Annotated in this window: 8 protein-coding genes; all 8 read right to left on the bottom strand. The window is 65.5% G+C overall.

Features of this window, described 5'->3' with window-relative positions; genetic code table 11:
- Nucleotides 1–74 precede the first annotated feature (74 nt).
- The 8 genes from AB0G47_RS14215 to rplK all read right to left on the bottom strand — a co-directional run bounded on the left by AB0G47_RS14215 (nt 75) and on the right by rplK (nt 12,821).
- Nucleotides 75–3,974, bottom strand: coding sequence for a DNA-directed RNA polymerase subunit beta' (locus AB0G47_RS14215; RefSeq protein ID WP_360768494.1), 3,900 nt, complete (start codon nt 3,972–3,974; stop codon nt 75–77).
- 97 nt (nt 3,975–4,071) lie between these two features.
- On the bottom strand, nt 4,072–7,557 hold the full coding sequence (rpoB, locus tag AB0G47_RS14210; RefSeq protein WP_360768491.1) for a DNA-directed RNA polymerase subunit beta: 3,486 nt from the start codon (nt 7,555–7,557) through the stop codon (nt 4,072–4,074).
- Between the two features lie 592 nt (nt 7,558–8,149).
- Complete coding sequence (gene rplL, locus AB0G47_RS14205) at nt 8,150–8,533, bottom strand: 50S ribosomal protein L7/L12 (RefSeq protein WP_360768488.1); 384 nt, start codon at nt 8,531–8,533, stop codon at nt 8,150–8,152.
- 113 nt (nt 8,534–8,646) lie between these two features.
- Nucleotides 8,647–9,177 carry a 50S ribosomal protein L10 gene (gene rplJ / locus AB0G47_RS14200; RefSeq protein ID WP_360768485.1) on the bottom strand — a complete coding sequence of 177 codons (531 nt, stop codon included), beginning with the start codon at nt 9,175–9,177 and terminating at the stop codon, nt 8,647–8,649.
- A 272-nt stretch (nt 9,178–9,449) separates the two neighbouring features.
- A complete protein-coding gene (locus AB0G47_RS14195; protein ID WP_360768482.1) occupies nt 9,450–10,439 on the bottom strand; it encodes a hypothetical protein in 990 nt (329 codons plus the stop codon).
- Between the two features lie 62 nt (nt 10,440–10,501).
- Nucleotides 10,502–11,398, bottom strand: a complete 897-nt coding sequence (locus AB0G47_RS14190; RefSeq protein WP_360768480.1) for a hypothetical protein — start codon at nt 11,396–11,398, stop codon at nt 10,502–10,504.
- Between the two features lie 154 nt (nt 11,399–11,552).
- Nucleotides 11,553–12,275, bottom strand: coding sequence for a 50S ribosomal protein L1 (gene rplA / locus AB0G47_RS14185; RefSeq protein WP_360768477.1), 723 nt, complete (start codon nt 12,273–12,275; stop codon nt 11,553–11,555).
- Between the two features lie 111 nt (nt 12,276–12,386).
- Nucleotides 12,387–12,821, bottom strand: a complete 435-nt coding sequence (gene rplK / locus AB0G47_RS14180) for a 50S ribosomal protein L11 (RefSeq protein ID WP_160506641.1) — start codon at nt 12,819–12,821, stop codon at nt 12,387–12,389.
- Nucleotides 12,822–12,954 lie beyond the last annotated feature (133 nt).

Below are 12,954 nucleotides of genomic sequence, written 5' to 3'. Positions count from 1 at the left end.
GGCCCGGCCGGGAAACGCCGAAGGGCGGCCACCCCGTACGAAACGGGGTGACCGCCCTTCAACAGACGCAGGCCTTACTGGTTGTACGGCCCGTAGTCGTAGTCCTCCAGCGGAACAGCCTGGCCGGAGCCCGTGCCGAACGGCGAGTAGTCGATGTCGTCGTAGCCGACGGCCGAGTACATCGCTGCCTTGGCCTCTTCGGTCGGCTCCACCCGGATGTTGCGGTAGCGGGAAAGACCCGTACCGGCCGGGATGAGCTTACCGATGATGACGTTCTCCTTGAGGCCGATCAGGGAGTCGGACTTGGCGTTGATCGCCGCGTCCGTCAGGACCCTGGTCGTCTCCTGGAAGGAAGCCGCGGACAGCCACGACTCCGTCGCCAGCGAGGCCTTGGTGATACCCATCAGCTGCGGACGGCCGGAGGCCGGGTGGCCGCCCTCCGTCACGACCCGACGGTTCTCGGTCTCGAACTTCGAGCGCTCGACGAGCTCGCCCGGCAGCAGCTCCGCGTCGCCGGACTCGATGATCGTCACGCGGCGCAGCATCTGCCGGATGATGATCTCGATGTGCTTGTCGTGGATCGACACGCCCTGCGAGTTGTAGACCTTCTGGACTTCGCCGACCAGGTGGACCTGGACCGCGCGCTGACCGAGGATCCGCAGCACGTCGTGCGGGTTGGTGGCACCGAAGGTGAGCTTCTGGCCCACCTCGACGTGGTCGCCCTCGCGCACCAGGACCTTGGCACGCTTCGAGATCGGGAACGCCGTCTCGTCGCTGCCGTCGTCCGGGGTCACGACGAGCTTCTTCGTCTTCTCGGTCTCCTCGATGCGGACACGGCCCGCGGCCTCGGAGATCGGGGCGACACCCTTCGGCGTACGAGCCTCGAAGAGCTCGACGACACGGGGCAGACCCTGGGTGATGTCGTCACCGGCCACACCACCGGTGTGGAAGGTACGCATCGTCAGCTGCGTGCCGGGCTCACCGATGGACTGGGCGGCGATGATGCCGACCGCCTCACCGATGTCGACCAGCTTGCCGGTGGCGAGCGAACGGCCGTAGCAGAAGGCACAGGTGCCGACCGCGGACTCACAGGTCAGGACCGAGCGGGTCTTGACCTCCTCCACGCCGTTGGCGACCAGGGCGTCGATCAGGACGTCACCGAGGTCGACGTTCGCCGGCGCGATGACCTTGCCGTCGATGACGACGTCCTCGGCCAGCATGCGGGCGTACACCGAGGTCTCGACGTTCTCCGTCTTGCGGAGCACACCGTCCTCGCCCTTGACCGCGATCTTGAGCTTCAGACCGCGCTCGGTGCCACAGTCCTCCTCGCGAATGATGACGTCCTGCGAGACGTCGACCAGACGACGGGTGAGGTAACCGGAGTCGGCGGTACGGAGAGCCGTGTCCGCAAGACCCTTACGAGCACCGTGAGTCGAGATGAAGTACTCGAGCACCGAAAGACCCTCACGGAAGGAGGCCTTGATCGGGCGCGGGATCGTCTCGTTCTTGGCGTTCGACACCAGACCACGCATACCGGCGATCTGACGCATCTGCATCATGTTTCCTCGGGCACCCGAGTCAACCATCATGAAGATGGGGTTCGTCTTGGGGAAGTTCGCGTTCATCGCCTCGGCAACCTCGTTGGTCGCCTTGGTCCAGATCGCGATGAGCTCCTGCGTGCGCTCGTCCTTGGTGATCAGACCGCGCTCGTACTGCTTCTGGACCTTCTCGTCCTGCGCCTCGTAGCCCGCGACGATCGCCTTCTTGGCCTCGGGGACCACGACGTCGGAGATGGCCACGGTGACACCGGAACGGGTCGCCCAGAAGAAGCCCGCCGCCTTCAGGTTGTCGAGCGTCGCCGCCACGATGACCTTGGGGTAGCGCTCGGCCAGGTCGTTGACGATCTCGGAGAGCTGCTTCTTGCCCACCGAGTAGTCGACGAACGGGTAGTCCTCGGGCAGCAGCTCGTTGAAGAGCGCACGGCCCAGCGTCGTACGGAGACGGAAGCTGTCGCCCTGCTGGTACTCCTGCTCCCCCTCCTCGACGGCCGGCGGGGTCCAGCCGCGCGGCGGGATGGTGCCCACCGGGAAGCGGATGTCGACCTTCGCCTGGAGCGAGAGCTCCTTGGCGTCGAACGCCATGATCGCCTCGGCCGTGGAGCCGAAGGACCGGCCCTCGCCGATGACCTTGCGCTCTTCCTCGTCCGTGGTGAGGAAGAAGAGACCCAGGACCATGTCCTGCGTCGGCATCGTCACCGGGCGGCCGTCGGCCGGCTTGAGGATGTTGTTCGAGGACAGCATCAGGATGCGGGCCTCGGCCTGCGCCTCCGCGGAGAGCGGCAGGTGCACGGCCATCTGGTCACCGTCGAAGTCCGCGTTGAACGCGGTGCAGACGAGCGGGTGAATCTGAATGGCCTTGCCCTCGACCAGCTGCGGCTCGAAGGCCTGGATGCCGAGGCGGTGCAGCGTGGGCGCACGGTTCAGCAGAACCGGGTGCTCGGCGATGACCTCTTCCAGGACGTCGTACACGACCGTGCGGCCGCGCTCGACCATCCGCTTGGCGCTCTTGATGTTCTGCGCGTGGTTCAGGTCGACCAGGCGCTTCATCACGAACGGCTTGAAGAGCTCCAGTGCCATGGCCTTGGGCAGACCGCACTGGTGCAGCTTCAGCTGCGGACCGACAACGATCACGGAACGCGCGGAGTAGTCCACACGCTTACCGAGAAGGTTCTGACGGAATCGACCCTGCTTGCCCTTCAGCATGTCGCTGAGGGACTTCAGCGGACGGTTGCCGGGGCCCGTGACCGGGCGACCACGACGGCCGTTGTCGAAGAGGGCGTCGACCGCCTCCTGGAGCATGCGCTTCTCGTTGTTCACGATGATCTCGGGAGCACCGAGGTCGAGAAGCCGCTTCAGGCGGTTGTTGCGGTTGATGACGCGGCGGTACAGGTCGTTCAGGTCGGAGGTCGCGAAGCGGCCACCGTCCAGCTGCACCATCGGACGCAGGTCCGGCGGGATGACCGGCACGCAGTCGAGCACCATGCCCTTGGGGCTGTTGCTGGTCTGCAGGAACGCGGAGACGACCTTGAGGCGCTTGAGCGCACGGGTCTTCTTCTGGCCCTTGCCGGTACGGATGATCTCGCGAAGCCGCTCGGCTTCCTCATCCAGGTCGAACGACTCAAGGCGCTTCTGCAGAGCAGCGGCACCCATCGAACCGTCGAAGTACGTGCCGAAGCGGTCACGCAGCTCGCGGTAGAGCAGCTCGTCGCCCTCCAGGTCCTGGACCTTGAGGTTCTTGAAGCGGTTCCAGACCTCGTCGAGACGGTCGATCTCGCGCTGCGCACGGTCACGCAGCTGCTTCATCTCACGCTCGGCACCTTCGCGCACCTTGCGGCGTACGTCGGCCTTGGCGCCCTCGGCCTCGAGCTCGGCCAGGTCGGTCTCGAGCTTCTTGGCGCGGGCCTCCAGGTCGGAGTCGCGACGGTTCTCGACCTGCTGACGCTCCACGGAGACGTGCGCCTCCAGGGAGGGCAGGTCACGCGTACGGCGCTCCTCGTCCACGAACGTGATCATGTACGCCGCGAAGTAGATGACCTTCTCGAGGTCCTTCGGGGCGAGATCAAGCAGGTAGCCGAGGCGCGACGGAACGCCCTTGAAGTACCAGATGTGCGTGACAGGGGCGGCCAGCTCAATGTGGCCCATCCGCTCACGACGCACCTTGGCGCGAGTGACCTCGACGCCGCAGCGCTCGCAGATGATGCCCTTGAAGCGGACACGCTTGTACTTACCGCAGTAGCACTCCCAGTCCCGGGTCGGACCGAAGATCTTCTCGCAGAAGAGTCCGTCCTTTTCGGGCTTGAGCGTGCGGTAGTTGATGGTCTCCGGCTTCTTGACCTCGCCGTGCGACCACTGTCGGATGTCGTCCGCGGTGGCAAGGCCGATCCGCAGCTCGTCGAAGAAGTTGACGTCGAGCACTTGTCGTCAATCCCTCTTTCGGGGTCGTGTCTCAATCATGGTCTGTACGGGTCCGGGGCGGGGCCGGGACCTCACGAGGAGGTCCCGGCCAGACCCGTCAGACCTCTTCGACGCTGCTCGGCTCGCGCCGGGACAGGTCGATGCCGAGCTCTTCCGCAGCGCGGAAGACGTCCTCGTCGGTGTCACGCATCTCGATGGACATGCCGTCCGAGGACAGCACCTCCACGTTGAGGCACAGGGACTGCATTTCCTTGATGAGCACCTTGAAGGACTCAGGAATGCCGGGCTCGGGGATGTTCTCGCCCTTGACGATGGCCTCGTAGACCTTCACGCGGCCGGTCACGTCGTCGGACTTGATCGTCAGCAGCTCCTGGAGTGCGTACGCGGCGCCATAAGCCTCGAGCGCCCACACCTCCATCTCACCGAAGCGCTGACCACCGAATTGAGCCTTACCACCCAGCGGCTGCTGGGTGATCATGGAGTACGGACCGGTCGAGCGGGCGTGCAGCTTGTCGTCGACCAGGTGGTGCAGCTTGAGGATGTACATGTACCCGATCGAGATCGGGTCCGGGAACGGCTCGCCGGAGCGCCCGTCGAACAGCCGCGCCTTGCCGGACGGGAGGACCATGCGGTCGCCGTCGCGGTTCGGGATGGTGTGCTCGAGGAGGCCGGACAGCTCGTCCTCGCGGGCGCCGTCGAAGACCGGAGTCGCGACGTTCGTCCGCGGGTCGACCTGGTCGGCGCCGATGCGCTGCAGGCTCTGCGCCCAGTCCTCGCTGAGACCGGAGACGTCCCAGCCCTGGCTGGCGAGCCAGCCGAGGTGGATCTCCAGGACCTGACCCGGGTTCATTCGGGACGGGACACCCAGCGGGTTGAGGATGATGTCGACGGGCGTGCCGTCCTCAAGGAAGGGCATGTCCTCGATCGGAAGGATCTTGGAGATGACGCCCTTGTTTCCGTGCCGACCGGCGAGCTTGTCACCGTCCGTGATCTTGCGCTTCTGCGCCACGTAGACACGAACCAGCTGGTTCACGCCCGGCGGCAGCTCGTCGCCCTCTTCACGGTCGAAGACGCGTACGCCGATGACCTTGCCGATCTCGCCGTGCGGCACCTTCAGCGAGGTGTCGCGCACCTCGCGCGCCTTCTCACCGAAGATCGCGCGGAGCAGGCGCTCCTCCGGCGTCAGCTCGGTCTCACCCTTGGGCGTGACCTTGCCGACGAGGATGTCGCCGGCGACGACCTCGGCACCGATACGGATGATGCCGCGCTCGTCGAGGTCGGCGAGGACCTCCTCGGAGACGTTCGGGATGTCCCGGGTGATCTCCTCCGGGCCGAGCTTGGTGTCACGGGCGTCGACCTCGTGCTCCTCGATGTGGATCGAGGAGAGGACGTCGTCCTGCACGAGGCGCTGCGACAGGATGATCGCGTCCTCGTAGTTGTGACCCTCCCAGGGCATGAAGGCGACGAGCAGGTTCTTGCCCAGCGCCATCTCGCCTTCCTCGGTCGCGGGACCGTCGGCCAGAACCTGGCCCTCGATCACGCGGGCGCCCTCGTCGACGACAACCTTCTGGTTGACGGAGGTGCCCTGGTTCGACCGGGAGAACTTGGCGATGCGGTACGTGGTGTACGTGCCGTCGTCGTTGGTGACCGTGACGTAGTCCGCGGAGACCTCCTGGACCACACCCGCCTTCTCGGCCTTGATCACGTCACCGGCGTCGACCGCACAGCGGTACTCCATGCCGGTGCCGACGAGGGGAGCCTCGGCGGTGATCAGCGGCACGGCCTGACGCATCATGTTCGCGCCCATGAGGGCACGGTTGGCGTCGTCGTGCTCGAGGAACGGGATCATCGCGGTCGCGACCGACACCATCTGGCGCGGCGAGACGTCCATGTAGTCGACGTCGTCGCCCGGGATGTAGTCGATCTCGCCGCCACGACGGCGGACCAGGACGCGCGACTCGGTGAAGCGCATGTCCTCACCCAGCACGGCGTTGGCCTGGGCGATAACGAAGCGGTCCTCTTCGTCAGCCGTCAGGTAGTCGACGTCGTCGGTGACGACGCCCTCGACGACCTTGCGGTACGGCGTCTCGACGAAGCCGAACGCGTTGACGCGGCCGTACGAGGCGAGCGAACCGATCAGACCGATGTTCGGGCCTTCAGGGGTCTCAATGGGGCACATGCGGCCGTAGTGAGACGGGTGCACGTCACGGACCTCGAAGCCGGCCCGCTCACGGGAGAGACCACCCGGGCCAAGCGCCGACAGACGGCGCTTGTGGGTGAGACCCGACAGCGGGTTGTTCTGGTCCATGAACTGCGACAGCTGGCTGGTGCCGAAGAACTCCTTGATGGAGGCGACGACCGGCCGGATGTTGATCAGGGTCTGCGGCGTGATCGCCTCGACGTCCTGGGTCGTCATGCGCTCACGCACGACGCGCTCCATACGAGCCAGACCCGTGCGGACCTGGTTCTGGATGAGCTCGCCGACGTTGCGCAGACGACGGTTGCCGAAGTGGTCGATGTCGTCGGTCTCGACGACGATCGACGTGCCGCTGTCGCCAACGGTCTCGGTCTCACCGGCGTGCAGCTTCACCAGGTACTTGATCGAGGCGATGATGTCCTCGACCGTGAGGATGCCCGCGTCGAGCGGAGCGTCCGCACCCAGCTTCTTGTTCACCTTGTAGCGGCCGACCTTCGCGAGGTCGTAGCGCTTCGGGTTGAAGTAGAGGTTCTCAAGAAGCGTCTGAGCGGCCTCACGGGTCGGCGGCTCGCCCGGACGCAGCTTGCGGTAGATGTCGAGCAGCGCGTCGTCCTGGCCCTGGGTGTGGTCCTTCTCCAGGGTGGCGCGCATGGACTCGTACTCGCCGAACTCCTCGAGGATCTGCTCGGTCGTCCAACCGAGAGCCTTGAGCAGAACGGTGACCGACTGCTTGCGCTTGCGGTCGATGCGCACACCGACCATGTCGCGCTTGTCGATCTCCATCTCCAGCCAGGCACCCCGGGACGGGATGATCTTGGCGGAGAAGATGTCCTTGTCGGACGTCTTGTCGATCGAGGAATCGAAGTAAACACCGGGCGAACGGACCAGCTGCGACACGACGACACGCTCGGTGCCGTTGATGACGAAGGTGCCCTTGTTCGTCATGAGCGGGAAGTCGCCCATGAAGACCGTCTGCGACTTGATCTCGCCGGTCTCGTTGTTGGTGAACTCAGCCGTGACGAAGAGCGGGGCGGCGAACGTGAAGTCGCGCTCCTTGCACTCGTCGATGGAGTTCTTCGGAGGCTCAAAACGGTGGTCGCGGAACGTCAGCGACATCGACCCAGAGAAGTCCTCGATCGGAGAGATCTCCTCGAAGATCTCTTCCAGACCGGACTTGGTGGGGACGTCCTGTCCGCTGTCCAGAGCCGCCTCGACACGAGCCTTCCACGCGTCATTGCCGAGCAGCCAGTCAAAGCTCTCGGTCTGCAGCGCAAGAAGGTTCGGAACCTCGAGGGGCTCCTTGATCTTTGCAAAGGAGATGCGCAGCGGGGCGGTGCTGGCGCCGTTGTTCGTATTCGCGGTCGAGGCAGTGCGCGAGGCGGCCAAGAGGGGGTCCTTCCGAGGGCTCGGACTCACTACGCGCGTACCGGTCCCAGGCTGGACACAGAGACAGAATTCCCAGGTCAGGGAAGATTCGGTCCACGGTGCTCAAGCATGGGCATGCCCCTGGTGACGGGCAGGAGGCAGCTAACAGGCAGCGCAAAGGGTCAGTGTAGCCACTAGGCCCACTGATGTCCAGTGCGGGTTTTGGGAGACCCTCGTTGTTCTCAACACCTGCGGCAAGCCACGTCCTCAACGCACATCGATACTGCCCTCTTCGCCGCCGATCCATGCCTCGGATGCGGATCGTTGTGACGACGCGTCCTGAGAATTGCGCGCTGCGTGCGGTTCGTCAAGGCCCCCCTGCCTCCACGTGGCCCCGACGCGGCCCTGGGACCGTCACCGTCACGGGTCGTCCCGAGGCACAACGAAGATCACCATACTCGTCGCGACCGGCAGCGCAAGGCAGCCGTCACGGGTGTGCCGGGGAACGCCGAAGGGCGACCACCCAGATGGGTGATCGCCCTTGGCAAGCGCCGCTGACGGCGCTCAGAGAGAGCCCAGAAGGCTCTCAGAAAGAGTCAGACGACTCGCGAGGTCACTTGACCTCGACGGAGGCGCCGGCGCCCTTGAGGGCCTCGGCGGCCTTCTCCGCGGCGTCCTTGGCGACCTTCTCGAGGACCGGCTTCGGGGTGCCGTCGACGAGGTCCTTGGCCTCCTTCAGACCCAGCGAGGTCAGCTCACGCACGACCTTGATGACCTGGATCTTCTTCTCGCCGGCGCCGGTGAGGATGACGTCGAACTCGTCCTGCTCCTCGACGGCCTCGGCAACGGCGCCCGGGCCGGCGGGGCCGGCAACGGCGACCGCGGCGGCGGCGGTGACGTCGAACTTCTCCTCGAACGCCTTCACGAACTCGGAGAGCTCGATGAGGGTGAGCTCCTCGAACTGGGCGAGCAGGTCTTCCTGGCTGAGCTTCGCCATGATGGGCGATCCTTCCACTAATTCGGCTGGTGCCGGGTGTATATGAAGGCGGGCGTACGTTGGGCCCGCTGCGACCGTCGCCCTAGCGGGCGGCGATCAATGCGCGAGCCGAATTACTCGGCACCGCCCTGCTCGGCCTTCTTGGCACGAAGCGCCTCCGCGGTGCGGACGAACTTCGACGGCAGAGCCTGGAAGAGCTGCGCAGTCTGCGTCTGCTTGCCCTTCATGGCACCGGCCAGCTTGGCGAGCAGAACCTCGCGGGACTCGAGGTCCGCGAGCTTCTTGATCTCATCGGCGGTCAGCGCCTTACCGTCAAGGACACCGCCCTTGATGATGAGGTTGGGGTTGTCCTTGGCGAAGTCACGAAGACCCTTCGCCGACTCCACCGGGTCACCGGTGACGAAGGCAACTGCCGTCGGACCGTTGAACTGGTCGTCGAGCGAGGTGATCCCGGCCGCGTTGGCCGCGATCTTGGTCAGCGTGTTCTTCACCACGGCGTACTCGGAGTTCTCACCGAGCGAACGGCGCAGCTGCTTGAGCTGGGCCACGGTGAGACCCCGGTACTCGGTCAGCACGGCGGCGTTCGAGCTGCGGAACTTGTCCGTGAGCTCGGCTACCGCGGCAGCCTTGTCGGGCGTCGGCATAGAGCGTCGGCCTCCTTCCGGGTGATGAGGACCGCTCAGAAGGGGCTGACAAAACAAAACGCCCCGGCACAGGTGCACGGGGCGTGAGCTCGACCTGACGGAATCCCGTCCGGGAGCACTTCCACAGTCACCTGCGCGGGTCGTCCGCAGTTTCAGCGGATCCTTCGGCCACCGCACTCTCTTGCGAGCGCACGGCAACGACCAGCGGTCTTTGGCTTCTGTGGAAGAGTACGCGAACGGGTTCGCGTCAAGCAAATCGGTCAGCGGGCCACTCAGAAGCCGCTGTCGGCTCCGGAGCCTGCGCCGTCCTTGCCGAGTTCGCCGAGCTCCTTGAACATCTCCATCAGATCGAAGGTCTCCTTGGCCGGCGGCGCGGTCACCTTGGCGGCGGCGCCGTAGTCGGAGAACTTCTGCGAGGTCTTCATCGTGCCCTCGGGGCTCTTGACGTCGATGTCCATGCGGACGGGGTAGTCGTCCTCGTTGACCCAGACCTCGGTGTCGTACCCCTTGATCCCGGACTTCTCGATGCCCTTGAAGAGCTCATCGCGCTCGCTCTTGCTGAGCACGTCGTCGAGCCCCTCGTTGCTCTCCATCATTTCCTTGACGGTGAGCCGGCCCTTGTAGCGCTGCGTCTGTACGCCGTCGACCTTCGCGGAGCCGACGTGCTTCAGGTTCGGCGAGTCCAGGAGCAGCGCGAGCTGCTGCGCCGGGTCCTGGTTCATGCTGTCCAGGCCGCCGGTCATCTGCTTCGCGAGCTTCGGGTCACCGGCCTGCTCGGCGATGGCGTTGAGGTCCATCTTCATCCAGCGCTTGCCGTCCATGCCCGTGCCCATGGCCTTGGCCGCGGCCTCGCCCATGTCCATGTACATCACGTTGTCGCGCCAGAGCATCCGGACCTTCTCCGGAGCGTCCGGGTCGCCCGCCGTGAGCGCGGAGCCCGTCATCGTCATATCCATGACGGTCGGGTCCCAGCCCATGACGCCGGACATCTTCATCGTGCCGCCGCCGTCCATCTTCGACGGCATCGACATCGTCATCTCGACCTTGGCCGACTTGGCGGCCGACGTCTTCTTGTACGCCGCCGTGATGACCTCGGTCACCTGCGACCGGGACTGGGTCTCCCCCGAGCCCGCCCCCTTGGTCTTCTTGCCGCCGTCGGAGCCCTGGCAGGCCACCGCGCCGGTACAGAGCAGCGCGGTGGCGAGCACGGCGCCCGCCACTCTCTTACGTCCCTTGTCCCCACGTACGGAAACAACAGTCATGACCCCACCCCTAGGAACACATGAACGACATATTTCGTGGCGAGACTACCTGACCTCCGAGGTCAGGCCTGCGGCTGCTGCTTCATGAGGTCCTTGAAGCTCACCGTGTCCGAGGCCGGGGGCTTCTCGACGGTGACCGGGGTGCCGTAGTCGCTGTAGTAGACCGTCTGGGAGAAGGCGCCGGTCTTCATGTCCGCCTTCTCGGTCTTCTTGACCAGCAGGTCGTCGTCGTTGACCCAGATGTCGATCGTCTCGGTGCTCATGCCGGCCTGGCTGAACTGCTTCTTCAGCTCGGCCAGTTGACCCGCGTCGAGGTCCGCGTTCTTGCCGGTGAAGTCGGCGACGTCGACGACTCCGGAGTAGTGCGTCGTCTTGGTCCCGCGCACCGTCTCCTCGCCCACGCGCTTCACGTCGCCCGAGGCGAGCAGCATCTTGACCGACTGGTTCGGCGTGGTGTTCTGCATCTGGTCCTTGAAGGCGGAGCCGGCGGCGCCACCCATCTCGGCCAGCGTGGCGTAGTCGTACTCGATCCAGTGCTTGCCGCCGCCCGCCTGGGACGCGAACTCGTCGCCCATGTTGGCGTAGAAGCCGGTCTTCAGATAGCGGTAGTCGATCTCCGACTGCCCCATCTGCTTCATCTGCTCGGCCTGGGTGCCGCCGGTGAGCGTCGCGGTGACGTTGCCGGTGATGCCGTCCTTCCAGGCCATGGCGCCGTCCATGTTCATCGACATCTGGGTGCCCATGACCGTCTTGCCCTCGACCTTGGCCGAGTCGGCGTCGTCGGTCTTGGTCTCGATGGTGCGCAGGGCGGCTATCGGACTGAGGGCCGGCGAGCCCTTGCCCTTGCCTTCGCTTTCACCGCCCCCGGAACCGCCGGAGGAGCCACAGGCCGCGACCCCGGTCAGCGCGGCGGCCACCGCGATCGAGAGACCCGCACGTCGCATGGTCGTGCTGTTCATGCCGTCCCACCCCTTGTACTCGTGTGAAGCCTGCACGCTAGCGCAGTCCTCTGACAGCTCAGACAGACATGCGCTAATACGAGGACGGGCCCCGCACCTCGAAAGGTTGCGGGGCCCGTCCACAAACGCGTACGCGACGCGGCTGCCGTCAGATTCAGACGGCGGCCGGGTCCTCCTCGACGAGGAGGTTGCGGGTGCGGTTGCTGTCCAGCGGAATGCCGGGGCCCATCGTGGTGGTGAGCGCGGCCTTCTTGATGTAGCGACCCTTGGCGGCCGACGGCTTCAGACGGAGGACTTCCTCCAGCGCCGCGGCGTAGTTCTCCACCAGCTTGGTGTCGTCGAAGGACACCTTGCCGATGATGAAGTGCAGGTTCGAGTGCTTGTCGACGCGGAACTCGATCTTGCCGCCCTTGATGTCGTTGACAGCCTTCACGACGTCGGGGGTGACGGTGCCGGTCTTCGGGTTCGGCATCAGACCACGCGGACCGAGCACGCGGCCGAGGCGGCCGACCTTGCCCATGAGGTCCGGGGTGGCGACGACGGCGTCGAAGTCCAGGCGGCCCTTCGCGACCTCGTCGATCAGCTCGTCGGCGCCGACGATGTCGGCCCCAGCGGCTTCCGCGGCCGCAGCACGGTCACCGGTCGCGAAGACCAGGACCCGGGCGGTCTTGCCGGTGCCGTGCGGGAGGTTCACGGTGCCACGGACCATCTGGTCGGCCTTGCGCGGGTCGACACCCAGGCGGAAGGCGACCTCGACGGTGCCGTCGAACTTGGTCGCGGAGGTCTCCTTGGCGAGACGGACGGCCTCGAGCGGGGCGTACAGCTTCTCCCGGTCGATCTTGGCGTCCGCAGCGCGGAGAGTCTTGCTGCGCTTCACTTCTGCTCCTGTGCGGTTACATCATGCGGCTCCGCCGCGTGACAGGTATGGAGTCGTGGTGCGGACCAGCGCTTGGCCCTACCACTGAGAAAGGTCAGACGGGGGAGGTTCTCAGCCCTCGACCGTGATGCCCATGGAGCGGGCGGTGCCAGCGATGATCTTCGACGCGGCGTCCAGGTCGTTGGCGTTGAGGTCTTCCATCTTGGTGGTGGCGATCTCGCGGACCTGCGCCTCAGTGATCTTGGCGACCTTGGTCTTGTGCGGCTCGCCGGAGCCCTTCTCGACACCCGCGGCCTTGAGGATCATCTTGGCGGCCGGCGGAGTCTTGGTCACGAAGGTGAAGGAACGGTCTTCGTAGACCGTGATCTCCACCGGGATGACCCAGCCACGCTGCGACTCGGTCGCGGCGTTGTAGGCCTTGCAGAACTCCATGATGTTGACGCCGTGCTGGCCCAGCGCGGGGCCGACCGGCGGAGCCGGGTTGGCCGCACCGGCCTGGATCTGGAGCTTGATGAGCCCCGTGACCTTCTTCTTCTTGGGAGGCATTGCTCTCTCCGGGTCCTAGTGAGAGTTTTCAGCCACCGTCCGGTCATCCGGATGGAGGCATACCGCACAACGATAACGGGTATAGTCGCGCAGCTAAAAACCGAGCAGGTCAGACCGGCTTTGACAGCCCGTC

The sequence above is a fragment of the Streptomyces sp. NPDC021622 genome (genome assembly GCF_040640795.1).
Lineage (GTDB): Bacteria > Actinomycetota > Actinomycetes > Streptomycetales > Streptomycetaceae > Streptomyces.
Note: the sequence above shows the minus strand (reverse complement) of the source record. Positions and strands in the feature narration are given on the sequence as shown.